General features: G+C 41.9%; 9 protein-coding genes. 1 reads left to right on the top strand and 8 read right to left on the bottom strand.

The features are described 5' to 3' along the window. Positions 1-159: 159 nt before the first annotated feature. Positions 160-1815, bottom strand: coding sequence for an alpha-glucan family phosphorylase (gene glgP / locus PF327_RS03330; RefSeq protein ID WP_289401331.1), 1656 nt, complete (start codon positions 1813-1815; stop codon positions 160-162). 256 nt (positions 1816-2071) lie between these two features. Between glgP and pgm the strand changes: the two genes are divergently transcribed. Next, positions 2072-3706, top strand: coding sequence for a phosphoglucomutase (alpha-D-glucose-1,6-bisphosphate-dependent) (gene pgm / locus PF327_RS03325; RefSeq protein ID WP_289401330.1), 1635 nt, complete (start codon positions 2072-2074; stop codon positions 3704-3706). Between the two features lie 27 nt (positions 3707-3733). Here pgm and glgB read toward each other — a convergent pair whose 3' ends face one another. Genes glgB through PF327_RS03290 form a run of 7 tightly spaced genes read right to left on the bottom strand, consistent with a single transcriptional unit; the run spans position 3734 to position 16223 of the window. Next, complete coding sequence (gene glgB, locus PF327_RS03320; protein WP_289401329.1) at positions 3734-5653, bottom strand: 1,4-alpha-glucan branching protein GlgB; 1920 nt, start codon at positions 5651-5653, stop codon at positions 3734-3736. Further along, a complete protein-coding gene (gene glgA / locus PF327_RS03315) occupies positions 5650-7140 on the bottom strand; it encodes a glycogen synthase GlgA (protein ID WP_289401328.1) in 1491 nt (496 codons plus the stop codon). Before glgA ends, glgB begins: the two co-directional genes overlap by 4 nt. Next, positions 7133-8572: a glycogen synthase gene (locus PF327_RS03310; RefSeq protein WP_289401327.1), complete on the bottom strand. Its 1440-nt coding sequence runs from the start codon at positions 8570-8572 to the stop codon at positions 7133-7135. The genes glgA and PF327_RS03310 overlap by 8 nt, the downstream gene beginning before the upstream one ends. Then, complete coding sequence (locus PF327_RS03305) at positions 8565-9596, bottom strand: galactose-1-phosphate uridylyltransferase (RefSeq protein ID WP_289401326.1); 1032 nt, start codon at positions 9594-9596, stop codon at positions 8565-8567. The genes PF327_RS03310 and PF327_RS03305 overlap by 8 nt, the downstream gene beginning before the upstream one ends. Further along, positions 9589-11631: an alpha-amylase/4-alpha-glucanotransferase domain-containing protein gene (locus tag PF327_RS03300; RefSeq protein ID WP_289401325.1), complete on the bottom strand. Its 2043-nt coding sequence runs from the start codon at positions 11629-11631 to the stop codon at positions 9589-9591. The genes PF327_RS03305 and PF327_RS03300 overlap by 8 nt, the downstream gene beginning before the upstream one ends. Before the next feature lie 45 nt (positions 11632-11676). After that, complete coding sequence (locus tag PF327_RS03295; RefSeq protein ID WP_289401324.1) at positions 11677-13713, bottom strand: glycoside hydrolase family 57 protein; 2037 nt, start codon at positions 13711-13713, stop codon at positions 11677-11679. A 2-nt stretch (positions 13714-13715) separates the two neighbouring features. Continuing rightward, positions 13716-16223 carry a sugar phosphate nucleotidyltransferase gene (locus PF327_RS03290; RefSeq protein ID WP_289401323.1) on the bottom strand — a complete coding sequence of 836 codons (2508 nt, stop codon included), beginning with the start codon at positions 16221-16223 and terminating at the stop codon, positions 13716-13718. Positions 16224-16239 lie beyond the last annotated feature (16 nt).

Raw genomic sequence — 16239 nt, 5'->3', positions numbered from 1 at the left:
AATGATACTGCTGTCTGATGCAACCAAAGTAAATTAGCTACAAATAGACGAATCTCTTGCACTGTCTGCGGCAAATCTATAATAGGAGTTTGATCCTTTATCATATATTTTTATTAGTAAAATATGATTGTAGTCACTTAATGATTACACACTCTACTTCTAAACCTGCCCCTCATCATCATACATCCACTTATAGTATTGGTGTGCCATACGAGTTGAATTAAATTCTCGCACTACATCATTCATAGCATATTTCATAATTTTCACCCATTCATTCATGTCATTATAATACAAGGGTAAAATAACGTTTTCAAGTTTATCCATCATCGCTTTATGATCATAATGATCTTGGTCATGGGTAGGCAAAGAAGCATCTGCTGTGGCTATAGAAAATGCATTTACCCCGTCTTTGGCAAATTCTGGATGCCATCCGTCATTGATAGAAAAATGAATCGAAGCATTCATACTTGCGGACATACCACTTGTACCACTGGCTTCACGTGTTACACGTGGTGTATTAAGCCATATATCACTTCCCTGTTTAAGCATTTTAGAAAGGTTTAACTCATAACCAGTCAGCACAGCCATATTTTTATAGCCATGGCTCAACTCAATAAGTTCATTAAACATATTGATAGCACCCGCATCATTAGGATAAGGTTTTCCTGCCCATATAATCTGTACAGGATATGTTGTATTATGCATTAGCTTATGAAAACGTTCAAAATCATAAATGAGTAATTCTGGACGTTTGTATTCAACAAAACGACGAGCCCAAACTATGGTTAGGGTATCAGTAGAAAACACTTTTCCTGTTTGATTGGCTACCTCTTCAAAAAGAATTTTTTTAAGGTGTTTTTTACGTGCAATAATTCCATAGTCTTCATGCTCATCCAGCGCTCTTAATAATGGTTTATCAACCCAAAATCTACGATTTTGTGCATTGGTAATCCCAATTATCTCACATCGTCCATCAACATTTTTCCACATTTTGTTTGCTACTTTTTCATGTATTTTAGATACAGCATTGGCACGTTTAGATGTTTTCAATGCACCAATTGTTAAACAAAATTTTTCATCATAATAATGAAGTTTATCTTGGATCTCTTTTAGAGAATATCCGTTAAAAAATCCCATTTGGGCTAAAAGATAGACATTGTGTTCTTCATTTCCTGCCTTTTCGGGAGTATGTGTCGTAAATACCACATGTTCACGCACTGCTTCAAACGTTTTATATGTATTTAACAACTCAAATACCAATGGTAATGCATGCCCCTCATTCATATGGTAAACATCGACTTTCTGATTGAGTGATTCGAGTGCTTTCACACCACCGATACCCAAAACAATTTCCTGTGCTATACGTGTTTCTTCATTTGGATCATAAAGTTTATGTGTGATAGTACGGGAAAGAAAATCATTTTCAGGAATATCTGTTGTGAGTAAAACAAGCGGTGCAGAACCAAACACTCTGCTAGGCATGACCAGTACCTTCACTTGGACAGGTTGACCATTGACGTTTACGGTTACTCTAACTTCAGGATCTTCAAGAAAAGAATAGTATTTACGGGTATATTTTAAATCTAAAGTGCGATCTATATGCCGATCCTGGTCATAATACCCATAACTCCAAAGTATACCCACACCAACCATATGCTGCTCAAGGTCGTATGCACTACGCATATGAGATCCTGCCAAAAATCCCAATCCGCCAGAATAAATTTTAAGCGATTGATCTATCGCAAATTCCATTGAGAAATAAGCTACTTTTGTTGCATATTGGCTGTTAATTTCATAATGCACCAAATTTTTCATTCTATTTTTTCCTAAAATTAATTATTACGCACAAACACACACCTATCAACAAGGCGAGAACTGTATCCCCCATTCATTATCATACCATGCAAGTACTTTATCAGATCATAGGACCCCTTTATATTCTTACATCATTATAATTAAGATATAGTATAAAAATGATTACAAAATTGTTTCATTTTTAATCCAATACCTAATATTTAATCTATTTAAAAAACGCTAAAATAAGATAATTAATTCTTTTTAAAGGTAAACAATGAGTCTTCATGCCTATGCTGGAAAACTGGCACCGAAATCAATTCTTGTAAATGTTCCTGAACTCATCAGTGATTACTATACTAAGATTCCCGATACAAAAGACAGAGCCCAGTGTATCAGCTTCGGAACCTCTGGGCACCGTGGTTCTTCACTGCGTAAAAGCTTTAACGAGATGCATATCCTTGCTGTAACACAAGCCGTCTGTGACTACCGTAAAAAAGAAGGTATAGAGGGGAGACTCTTTATGGGTATGGATACCCATGCACTCTCTTATCCGGCACAGCTCACTGCCATTGAAGTCTTGGCAGCCAATGAGGTCGATCTCTATATCGCCAAAGATTTCGGCTATACACCCACACCTGTCATATCCCATGCTATTTTGACACACAATGCAAAAGGCGGACCGCTCTGTGACGGTATCGTGATCACTCCTTCACACAACCCGCCGTCAGACGGAGGTTTTAAGTACAATCCTCCCCATGGCGGACCCGCAGATACCGATGTCACAGACTGGATCGAAACAAGAGCCAATGAAATTCTGGAAAATGACCTGAAAGATGTCAAAAAAATCCCCCTTGAAGAGGCGTTAAAAGCACAAAATCTCACCCACTACGACTATGTGACCCCTTATGTAGAGGATCTTGAAAATGTGATAGATATGGATACCATTGCTGCTTCAGGTATTCTCATTGGGGCAGATGCCATGGGTGGTTCTGGTGTGGCATACTATGCAGCGATCAAAGCGCGTTACGGACTCAACATGGAAGTGTTTCACGATACGCTGGACTCTACATTCTCCTTTATGCACTGCGACAAGGATGGCAAGATACGTATGGATTGTTCTTCCCCTTATGCTATGGCAGGACTGGTTGCGCTTAAAGAGAAGTATGACATTGCCTTTGGGAACGATACGGATTTTGACCGTCACGGTATTGTCACAAAAAGTGTCGGTCTCATGAACCCCAATCACTACCTCAGTGTCGCCATCAACTACCTGACACAAAACCGCCTGGAGTGGAACAGTGGTCTGGGTATAGGGAAAACACTCGTAAGCAGCTCTATGATCGACCGTGTCGCCAATGACCTGCAAAAAGATGTGATCGAAGTACCAGTCGGATTTAAGTGGTTCGTAGATGGTCTGATCAACGGTTCTATCTTCTTCGGTGGAGAAGAGAGTGCGGGTGCCAGCTTCTTACGTAAAGACGGTTCGGTGTGGAGTACCGACAAGGATGGTATCATCATGACGCTTCTGGCCGCAGAGATCTTGGCCGTGACAGGGAAGGACCCCGGTGTGCATTATCAAGAGTTGACCCAAAAGTTCGGGGCTCCCATCTACGCCCGTATCGATGCACCTGCAGATGAGCAGCAGCGAAGTATCCTTAAAAAACTCTCTCCGGATGATGTAAAGGAAGAAGTACTTGCCGGTGAGCCGATCGAAGCGATATTGACCAATGCACCGGGTAACGGTGCTGCCATAGGCGGTCTGAAAGTCGTAGCAAAGAACGGATGGTTCGCACTGCGTCCGTCAGGAACCGAACCGATCTACAAGATCTATGCCGAGAGTTTCATCGATGAAGCGCATCTCAAACTGATACAGCAAGAAGCACAGGCCATGGTCAGTAAACTGTTTTAAGTGCCTCTAGGAGGCACTAGATCTTCTTTATACTTTTTTCAGATAGATCACTCCCAAAGGCGGCAGTGTCAGTGTGATCGAATATTCACGTCCGTGCATTGTTTCTTTGATCGATGTAATCGCTTCTGTATTACCGATATTCCACCCCTCATAACAACTTGACTGGGAATTAAAGATCTCAACATACTCACCTTCACAGGGTACACCTATTTTATAGTTTTCCCATGTCTCATCTGCAAAATTGCACACGATATACACCGTCTCATCAGGGAGATCACTCTTACGCATGAAACTGATGCAGTTATGCTGATAGTCGCCATCGTCTATCCACTCAAACCCAATATGCTTTTCATCGTGCTGGTACAACGCACGCTCATTACGATAGATCAGATTAAGATCACTCAGCATCTTTTGCAGTCTGGCATGATAGGGATCATCAAGAAGATGCCAATCGATGCTCTCTTCGAAATTCCACTCACTGTACTGGGCGATATCCCCTCCCATAAAAAGAAGTTTTTTACCCGGATGTGCCATCATATAGGCATACATGGCACGCAGGTTGGCGAATTTTTGATTGGTGTTACCAGGCATCTTGTTGATCAGGGAACCTTTCATATGTACCACTTCATCGTGACTCAAAGGCAACATAAAATGCTCATCAAACGCATACCATAGGCTGAAAGTGAGCTGATGGTGATGATGCTGACGATGTATGGGATCAAAACTCATGTACTTCAGCGTATCATGCATCCAACCCATATTCCATTTAAACCCGAACCCAAGACCGCCGATACTCGTAGGCCGTGTGACCATTGGCCATGCCGTGGACTCTTCAGCGATCATCATAATATCAGAGAATTCACCATAAAGACTCTCATTAAGTTTACGTAAAAAGGCAACCGCTTCAAGGTTTTCATTTCCCCCGTTGACATTGGGTGTCCACTCCCCCTCTTTTCTCGCATAGTTCAGATAGAGCATGGAAGCCACCGCATCCACGCGTATACCGTCAATGTGGTATTTGTCCAGCCAGAACATCGCTGATGAGATGAGAAATGACTTTACCTCGTTACGTCCATAGTTAAAGATATAACTTCCCCATTCAGGGTGAAAACCCTTTTGCGGGTCTTCATGTTCATAGAGTGCCGTACCGTCAAAATTGACAAGTCCGTGCATATCTACAGCAAAATGCGAAGGTACCCAGTCCATAATGACACCAAATCCGTTCTGATGCAGCACATCGATAAGATACATCAGGTCATGAGGCTCACCAAAACGTGCCGTAGCGGAAAAATAACCTGTCACCTGATACCCCCATGAACCAAAATAGGGATACTCTGTCAAAGGCATGAACTCCACATGGGTATAGTGCATCTGTTTGAGATACGCCAGAAGTTCTACAGCCAGTTCCCTGTAGCTGAGATAGCGATTCCCCTCTTCTACTTTCCGCTTCCATGAACCAAGATGCATTTCATACACAGCGACCGGTGCATCATATGCATTGACTTTATGGCGTGTCTTCATCCACGTATCATCCTGCCAGTCATACCCATCCACACTCCATATACAGGAAGCCGATTTGGAAGGTTTCTCAGAGAAAAAAGCAAAAGGATCGCTCTTGTCATGAACAATATGATGAAACTTCGAGACGATGTGGTACTTATAGGTCAAGCCCTCTTCCACACCTTCAATAAACCCCTCCCATATGCCAGAGTCATCTTCCCGCAGTTTAAGAGGATGTGACTCTGTGGCATAGTCATTAAAGTCACCACGTACACTTACACTCTGTGCATTGGGTGCCCACACAGCAAAGTGTATGCCATCCACACCTTCGTGATGCATTTTATGCGCACCGAATTTTTCATAGAGTTTCGTATGGTTCCCCTCTTTGAAGAGATAGATATCAAGATCACTCAATCTTGAGACATTGTAATGCATAGCATGTGTCATTTGTGCTCCTTGTTTTTAAGGCGACCCTGCATGATATGACGATAGAGGTCTTCATAACCCTGTGCCGCTTCTTCCCAGTTAAAACGCTTTAGCATGGCATTATGCTGGAGTTTTTCAAATCCCGATCTATCCTGATACCAGGTATTGACTGCCCATTGTACAGTCCCTATCAGTGCCTCGGGTGTTGCATTGTAAAACTTAAATCCTGTGCCGCTTTCATGCACACTGTCATAATTCTCTATGGTATCATCCAGCCCTCCGGTCGCATGTACAATAGGCAGGGTCCCATAACGCAAACTGTAGATCTGATTAAGTCCACAAGGTTCAAAAAGTGAAGGCATAAGGAACATATCACTGCCTGCTTCTATTTTATGGGCGATATCATTGCGGTATCCGATATAACAGGCGAACTTTTCAGGATATTTGGCGGTACATTCCGAGAAAAAGTTCTCTGCCCACTTCTCTCCGGTACCCAAGAGTACGATCTGAATGTCCAGTTTCATTAATTCATCCATAGCAGCACTGAGCAAGGTGATGCCTTTTTGTTCCACTAGACGGCCAACCAGACCTATGAGCGGTACTTCGTCTCTCTGTGGAAGATCGAACTCTTTTTGCAATGCTGATTTACAGAGTGCTTTCCCCGATAGATCATCAAGATCAAAGGTTGCAGGGATGAAGCTATCTACTGCCGGGCTCCACTCTTCATAATCTATCCCGTTCAGGATACCGTAGAGTTTATACGCCTTTGCATCAATAAGCCTGTCCAATCCCCATCCAAACTCAGGTGTACGTATCTCCTGCGCATATTTCTGACTCACCGCATTGATGGCATCTGCATGTACGATACCGCCTTTGAGCAGATTGATGCCGTCAAACTCTTCAAGTTCATCTGCATTAAAGTGCTCCCATCCTACACCCAACACATCCATCCCACCTTTATAAAATTTACCCTGGTGCTGCATATTATGGATGGTCAAAAGCGAGCCTGTGTATTGAAAATCAGGATCAAAAGCATACGTAGTGTTGAGCAAGACAGGTATGGCTGCCGTATGCCAGTCATTGACATGGATAACATCTGGTTTGAGATGCAGCTTTTTGGCTAACTGCATGACTGCCTTGGAGAAGAAAATGAAGCGATTGTCATTGTCATCATAGCCTCTGCCATCTTCATCATACAACCCTTTTCTTCCGAAAAACCCTTCATGCTCTATGAAGTAAATAGGTACATCACTTCCCGGCAAGACACCCTCATATACAGTTGCCCATGCTTCAGCCATACTTCCCATTGGAACCCCTAAGGAACCTTCAAGTGCTTTCAAACCATACTTTTCCTTGTCTACAATATAGTAGCGGGGCATTACCACACGGACATCATGTCCAAAAGCACGAAGTGCTTTTGGAAGTGCTCCGGAGACATCTGCCAGACCGCCGCTCTTAGCAAAAGGCACCACTTCAGAAGCTGCTAGTAAGATATTGAATTTATCCACGATAACCCTCTTCTTTCAATTTCTTATATTCTTTAATATACATTTCCCCACTCTCTCTCCAGGAAAAATCACACAGCATATTATGTTTTACTATCAGGTTATATTGTGTTTTTGTGCCATAAAGCTCTAAAGCATTTGTAACAGCAGATAGCAATGCATGATGGTCAGCTTTTTCAAAGACGATCCCATACCCTTTTTGACTTTTGCGATCAAAGACTGCATGATCATGTACGGTATCTGCCAATCCTCCTACACTGCGCACGATAGGCATCGATCCATAATGCATTGCGATCATCTGTGCCAATCCGCAGGGTTCGAATAGTGACGGCATCAAAAAGAAATCTGAAGCTGCATACATACGGTGGGAGAGTGCTTCATTGTAGCCTGACTCCAGATAGATATTGTCATGTTTTTTCGCTAACACTTCGAGTGCGTCATGGTATTTTGCTTCTCCATCACCCAGTACGACAATATTACATTCCATCAAAGCCATCTCAGGTAAAGCATCAATAAGGATCTCTAATCCTTTCTGCCAAGTAAATCGTCCTATAAATATCATGAGAGGTCGTTGAGGCTCTTTCATCTTTATCTCTTTCAGAAACGCACTTTTGTTGGCTTCTTTTCCTCTTAGGTCCTTATAGGGGGACACAAGTATCTTATCACTGGAGGGCGAGAACTGTTCAGTATCTATACCATTGACTATGCCTATCAGTTTAGCGCTGTGGTATTGCAAGAATCCCTCAAGACCACACCCGAACTCCGGGGTTAATATTTCTTTGGCATAGGTAGGGCTGACCGTTGTGACCCTGTCGGCATAGGCTATCCCTGCTTTCATAAAATTCACCTGTCCGTAAAATTCCAGGCAATCCATATGAAAATATTTCTCATCAATACCTAGTCTGGCTAGTGCTTTTTTTTCAAAGATTCCCTGGTAGGCAAGGTTATGAATGGTAAAGAGACTTTTAGTCTTAATCTCTGGCTCATTTTCTAATAAAAGCGGCAGCAAGGCAGTTTGCCAGTCATTAAGGTGTACGAATACATACGGTTCACGTTTCAATATTTCCAGTATCGCATAGTTAAAGAGTGCAAACCGAATATCATTATCGGCATAACCGCCTTGAGAAGGTCCATAGAGGAACGCTCTGTCACACAGCATTGGTGTATAGACAAAACGGTAGGTCATATTTTTATATTTACAAATATAAAGTGTTATGGGATAGGCTCTTTCTCCCATCATGATATCAAATGTTTCACCTACTGCCTCTATACAAAACACTTCACGATCTATGAACTGATAAAGAGGCATGATGACATCAACATCATAGGTTTCATTCAATGCTCTTGGCAAACTGTATGCTACATCCGCAAGTCCGCCGCTTTTTGCAAAAGGATACACCTCACTTGCAGCAAATAGCACCCGTGTATCACTCATTAGCACTCTCCCGTAAAAGCTTCGCCGCATGTTCAGGTGCCACAGGGTTGATCATGATGCCTGTACTCACTTCAAATCCGGCCATATGGTAAAGACGCGGCATGATCCGGATCGAAAAACGGCACATCTCATCTATATGTGTGAGTATATCATATTCAAAGTCTTTCGCCTGTAATGGTGGTGTACTGATGGTTAGATTAAATGTAAAACAACCCAACTGTTTTTTCATATTTTTTAGTATTATATGTAGCAATGATGCAACTTCTACTATAGATGTATCTTGAAGGGTATCGATCTGTCCTAGTGCCTGTTTAGAACTGATGATCACTTCAAAAGGATAGGCACTGGCATATGGACAGTAGGCTGTGAAGGCACCATGCGTCGCTACAATGCGTTCACTGGATGCTTCCTCATGCTCGATCTCTGATTCCAACAACGCACATACATTATGGTTATAGTAAGTAAAGCTGCGCTGATATCTCTCTTTGAGTAGCTTTGGTACAATGGGAAGTCCTATGATCTGTGTATGACAGTGTTGCTGTGAAGCACCTGCCTCACTCCCCTCATTTTTAAAAAGTGAAATATAGGCAATACGTTCATCCTTCCGCAGATCAGAAACCCTTGCTCGAAGTGTTTTTAACCACTCTACCACTGCACGCTCACTCCATTGTATGATGGAGGTATGGTGTTCAGGTGTATCGATGATCAGTTCATGTGCTCCAAAGCCTTCCCAATGCTCAAAAAAACCATAATGATGTTCATACGGAGCTTCGATCTGAACCGCTTTATAAAGGTTTGGTACCACACGCGTTTTCCACCCTTTTTGATTTGGAAGAGAACTATTTTCTCTTATAGCAAAGATCTCATGAGGCGTCATGGATTCATTTCCTTCACAAAATGGACAATGTTCCTCTTTAAGGATCTCTTCCTTCTCTTCTGTGCCGTAACAGTTGGGTCGATGCAGCCGCTCGGGTGCAATGATCACATGCGTGCCATGTACACGGTCATGTCTAATGTCAGACATCTTTTACCTCCAGTGTACCCTTGAGGGACATATCCTTACTGAACGGCACTACCATAGCAAAACTGATCCCCTGTACACTGAGGTCAAATCCCTGTTCACTTTGAGAAAGTGTTTTAAGTTGGAAATAATGGATATCACAGCTTTGATCAAGCGTGATAACAATATTTTGATTGAGTTCTGCATCATAGATCTCAAGTGTATCAGTCGACAACACAGTTCCCTGATCCAGCAGAGGATCCCCATTAATGGTGATAGACTCATAGTCACAAAAGTGAAAATTGTGTTCAAGTACATACTTGAATCTACCTTCTGCCTGTGTAGAGAGAGTTATCTCAAAATCAAATCCGTGTTTATGTGGGATATAGGTCTTCTTCATCTTTGTAGGTAGTTTATGCGGAAAATACAAACCTCCATTCCTGGTAAAGACCATGCTCTTTTTATCCACGAAAAGATCAAAAGGCTGATTGGAGAAATCTCCGAACTCATGAAAATTACAATATTTGAAATTATCCGTACAGAAATTCTCATCCGAAATATGATCGATAAAAGAGTTTTTGAGATACCAGTCATAAATGATCTCATTACGCAAAGCATCATCGATCTCAACTGCGGCATGGTGGATTGTATCGATCCCCTCTTCTGCCATAGGTACCTCTTCTTTAGGTGTCTCTTCGAACAAACGCTGATGATAGGCCTCTTTACGACGTGTTAAAGTATTCTGCCAGTTAAAACACGATTCTCTGCTGTCAAATTCTACCATTTGTCCCCCATGTGCACTATCAAATCGGAAGATATGTTTTGGTGTCACAGCTTTCACCTTGTCATAGCCGTCCAATTCATTTTGATCGGTCACCAACACACTTTTTTTCTTATACCGTATATTCTCTGCCTCGATAATATAATGATAGGCATTGTCTCTGAGGTTTGGCAGATAGAGACCTCCAAATACCCCATGCCATAAGGCATCATTGGTCTGTGCTTTATAGAGCGCTGTATCGAAGTCTGACTTTTTGACCTCCTGGCGTACTTTTGCAAGCTCCATCATACGTTTATGGATACGGTTGCTCTCCTCATACTTCACAAAGAAATTTTTCCAGATACCGCCTTTAAGGAACTTCACACCCTCTTTCTCGTAACGGTCATGTCCCATCTCCTCTTTAAATGCTTCGAGTTTCAGTGTATCATCTGCACGAAGGCTCCACTCCCCCATCTCATAATAGGAGACATTAGGCAGATAAGCAATACCTCGTGTACACTCCTCTTCATAATAGGTACCATAATGCATCGTCTCGATCTCATCATCGGCTAACACAGCCTGCACAAATTTTTCAAGCCACCCTTTTTCATAGACCCATTCATAGGTGCCAGGCCACATACCGAACTTCTCTGCATCATCAAAGATGATCGCTGCAGCGTTCTCCTTCCTTTTGTAGGATTTTATCGCTTTGATGGCAGCATCCACATTTAAAAAAGGGATCGCATAACGCAGCTTCTTGCTGATAGGAAAAAGACCGATCTCATGGCCTCCCTCTTCACTCATATAGTATCCATCCAGGATATTTTCATCAAAACCGGCACACTGAAAATGGTAATCATCCATGACGGTATATTTTATACCTGCACGCTTTAGATCAGGGATAAGAGAAGATTCCCAAACACGTTCTGTGAGCCAAAGCCCCTTTGGTGATTGTTTAAAATCAGATGCAATGGAGTCATTGAGCATTTTGATCTGTGTCACACGGTCTTCTGAAGGTATCACACTCAGGATCGGTTCATAATACCCTGCAGAAAAGAACTCGATAGTTCCACTCTCTGCCAATCTCTTGATCTGCTTATAGAGTTTAGGATGAAATACTTCTATCTGTTCCATAAGCCATCCGCTGCAGTGGACAGCAAAACGGAACTCCGGATATTTACTCATTACTTCAAAAAATGGACCATAACAGACTGCTACACCATGTTTGATGACCCACTCGAAATTGTCGACAGGCTGATGCATGTGAATGCCAAAAAGTAGTTTTGTTTTATTTCCCATCTTTTTTCCCTTCTTTATGTGATATCTTCTTCATAAAGATATGCATTATACGAACCAGTTATGGACATAGGTTTCATCCAGATCGATAAAGAGTGCACCATAACCAGGCATCGTCTGTATGATCTCGCTCCCTTTGAGTATTTCAAAACGCAAATGCACCGTTGTGTAGTCTTTAAAGTGTACTTTTGAAATGGAGAGTTCTATACGCTCATCTACAGCAAAACGTATCCCTTCCTTTTCATAAGGACTATCCAAAGGAAAATTGAAATGAATATGCTCTCCAGTCTCTTCGACGATGACCTCGAGTTTCATGTGCGACATTTTCAAAGATCCAATATCCCCTTCCAGGGCCAGAAAGATCTTTTCATCATCATGGCCGTAATAGATCATATCTATAGGTCCGCGTACCCGGTCCATGGTTGAGTAGAGCTTGCTCTCATCCACACTTCCACAGCCGATCCATTCAAAAAAAGTACTCTGTTTTCCATCAATGGAGGGTGAAATGTGGGCGTGCGGTTTGACCAAGAATGAAACCGAACTCTTCTGTGATATGATCGGCATGAAAAGATCAGAAGGCGGCTGCATATGCATCAGGCGGTAAATCATGATGAGATGCTCCCTGAAGAGCTTATCAAATTCCAATCCGAACTCTGTAACATGATCATCACCATACCACCAAAACCAGTCACTGCACTCCGAAGCCAGGAAGTGAAATTTGACCTTTTCTTTCACTTCATCGGAGATCTCTCCCTCATGGTTATCCACATCACGCCGTGTTTGATAAATCAGTTCCCATGCACGATTCTTTTCACTGTGTCCAGACCAGGTATCAAAATTGCCATGTATCCAGCTCCCTGGTGCAAGTTTCTCCAGTTTCCCAGGATCTAATAAACGTGAGACTTCATCCATAGTGACCGTTCTGCACCATGACGTTTGCAAAAAGCGTCCATAGAGTGCCATAAAAAAGTCATAGGCATTGTTTTCAAAAAACTCCCAGGCATTTTCACCATCTAAAATAACAAACACCGTAGCATTTTTCTGTGCATGCCGGAGAGGTTCTATAGCATGCACAAAATGCTCACTTGCGTCATGTCCGGATTTAAAACGGTAGTTAAATCCTATCATGTCACTGAGTCCATGGTCACGAAATCCTATGGTCACATCATTATAGACGTAGGGTTTATAGAGATTCTCACGTGTATCGTCCCCAAGTGATCGAAAGAGGATCGCTTCATCCGTGGCTATCCAGGCGATCCCCCGCTCCTTGTATATGGCTATACTCTCTTCATCGACTGCACCTTCTGCGGGCCAAAACCCTGTAGGCGTAGCACCAAAGGTCTCTTTATAGAGTGCGATGGAGCGTTCGACCTGCTCAATGGCATCTTCTCTGAGTGACATCGGGTTGTCAGGCAGAGTGGTATGAGAATTGGCACGCTTTGCATTTTCCATATCAAGCAGCAGTGGCAATATAGGATGGTTATAAGGTGTAGTCGAAAGTGAGATGACTCCCTCTTCTTGCAACTGTGCATAAAAAGGAAGAATGGTCGCCACAAAGTCGCACAGTTCCTGAAGCAGGTGTGCTTTGTCTGATTGTGTAAAACCTTTGCCTTTTTGAAACAGTGTTTTTACCAGTTGGTTTTCCTGACGCAGATAATTACCGCACCAAGCAAGCATAAAAAGCATCTCAAAGTCAATAAGCTCTGCATCGCTGAGCTCTTCCTTATGATAAAGCTGACTCAAATACGCTATAGGTCTGATCATCGTCTCATACTGTGTTGATTTACACGTTTTAATAAGCCATTCTCTTTCGTCATGCGCTAGTATTGAGGGTTCTTTCCCCCACAATGAGAGAAAATAATCATTTTTCAGAGGATCTCTGTAAAGATTCAACTGTTCAATCAATGGTGGGGTAATATTGAACGTCGCCTTAAGGCCTTTATATTGACTTAACAGCCATGGCATCTCATAATAGTCTTTTATCGCATGGAGAAATACCCACGGCATACTCATCACTCCATCACTGTCCCTGTAATCGGGTTGGTGCATATGCCAGAAAAAACAGAGATTCAGTGATGGTTTCATTGTCACTCCTTAGACCATTGTTCAATTTTAGCAGAGTACTCAGCCAAGATCGCTTCCCCTTTTTCCTCATTTTCAGACTGGATATACAAGTTAAGGTGATCTCTATACTGATCGGGGATCATAAGAATCCAGTCATTTTTATCTAACCATATCTTGACACCATCGAGTGTGGATGACTCCTTTCCTTTGGTATCTGCAAGGAACATACGCATCATCTTTCCTTTCAGTGCCTGTCGACATTCAATCTTCGTTATTTTATAATAAAAACTCGGCAATGAATCGATCATATCAGAAAGTTTTACTCCATGATGCAATATCATTTCAAGTATTCGCAAAGTTGCAAACATTGAATCCCGATGCGTCGCAAATTCGGTAAAAGCAAAATTACCTTCACCCGTAGCCACAAGATCATACTCTCTCATCTTTTCTGCTTTGAAGTTTGCGTATTGACCCCGTTCTATTTTAAGATTTTCAAAATGGACGATATCTACTGCCCATGTTGGTAAGAAAACGCGTTTTATAGTTCCTGTTTCTTTCGCTTCCATATTTAAAAGTAAAAGAACCACATTTAATGCGTCTTGTTTACCAAGCACAACACCTTTATCACTTACGATATCCAAACGCTGACCATAAGGGTAAAGAATAAATCCTGCATTCAGTTTCAGTGCATTAATAACATCATGCATATCTTGTTTTGATTGTTTGATCAAAGCATTGATATTGGCAAGACGATGTTCATCCCTATGTGCATTAAACATAATATTCTCTACGCCAAGATCATTTATAATATCCGGGAAAACATCTGAAGCCATTCCATGCATCATATCCACTGCAACACGACAATCTAAACATTTAAATATATGTGGGTTCACTAATTGCATCATTCCCTCTTTATAGACTCTATATTCTTTTTCATGACTGGACTCACGAATCTCGCCGATCAGCGAATAGTCTACACGTCGGAAAGTTTCTTTGAAAAAGGCTTTTTCTATTTTTTTAGACATTTCATTATTGATACGTAGTGCTTCACAGTCAAAAAAGGTCATTACCGTACTGGTTGGATCATCAGTTTTTTGACGGAAATGGACACCCGCAATGAACTGATCATGTGAAGATAAATTACAACGTAATACAGCAGAAGGAATATCACGGTAGTCGATCACGTTTATACCTGCAGAAAGAAGTCCTCCCAGAAAAGCACGTTTGAGCATACGTGAGCTTTTATGATAATCTCTAGAAACAACGACACATGATCCCACAGGCAGTTGTCCACCAAAAGCTTCAGCAAGTTTTGTCGCCATTTCACAAGAGAGTTCAACATTGGACTTTCCAAACACCGTCCCATTGACAAAAATAGAATTTTTGTATTTATTTCCAAGTATCAAACTGTGGTTAACGATAGAAGCATCTTCAATTTTTTTATCAGGCCAGATGGTGACATCTTGTTCAATCTTGCTTAACTGACCGATCTCGCATCCCTCTGCCAGGATCATCCCGGCATTGGCTGTAACATTATTACCGATCACATTATCATTACAGATCACACAACCATCCAGCTTGACTTTAGCATGAATCTCCACATCATTCCAGATCACAGTGTTTCTGATCTTACTCTCTTTGCCGATGGTGACATTGTCTCCGATCACGACATTATTGAGCTTTACACCCTTCTCCAGCGTAACATTCTTTCCCAGTACCACCGTACCGATAAATTCAATACTTTGATCAAAACTGTACGTCTCATCGCTGTAAAGCACACCATCAGGAAATTGTGTTATCTCCCCATCAATGTTGAACTTGACCCTGCCGGTTAAAATATCATCATAGACGTCCCGATAGCTTTCGGGGTTTCCCACATCACGCCAGTACCCTTCAGAATATCCAGCCATCAGATCAATGCCTTTACGCATCAATTTAGGAAAAAGGTCTTTACTAAAATCATAGTTTTCATTTTTAGGGATATACGCCAGGATCTCCGGCTCTATGATATAGATACCCGTATTGATCGTGTCACTGAAGACTTCACCCCAACTTGGTTTTTCAAGGAACTTTTCTATTTTCCCCTCTTCATTGGCTATCACGACACCAAACTCCAAAGGATTATCGACCGATGTCAAGGTAATGGTCAATTTGGACTTTTTCTCTGCATGATAGTCAAAGATCTTCTGGAAATCAAAATCCGTTACAAGGTCCCCACTGATGATAATAAAGTTATCATCTCCTATGTATTCCTGTGCCAGCTTCACTGCACCTGCCGTACCATAATCTTCATCTGGAACTACATAGGTGATCTTGATACCAAAATCACTTCCGTCCCCAAAATGCGCTTGAATGATCTCAGGCTTGAAATAAAGCAGCACGATAAACTCTGTGATCCCCAACTCTTTCAGGGTTATCATTGTATGTTCCATCATCGGTTTATTCATGATCGGGAGCATCGGTTTCGGACGTGAGTTTGTAAGTGGCTGGATCCTCGTTCCAAAACCACCTGCCATGACAACAGCTTTCATTTATCCTCCTATGGAT

Origin of the sequence: Sulfurovum xiamenensis (assembly GCF_030347995.1) — a bacterium.
Taxonomy (GTDB): Bacteria; Campylobacterota; Campylobacteria; order Campylobacterales; family Sulfurovaceae; genus Sulfurovum; species Sulfurovum xiamenensis.
The sequence above is the reverse complement of the archived record's forward strand: the minus strand, read 5'-3'. Positions and strand labels throughout refer to the sequence as shown.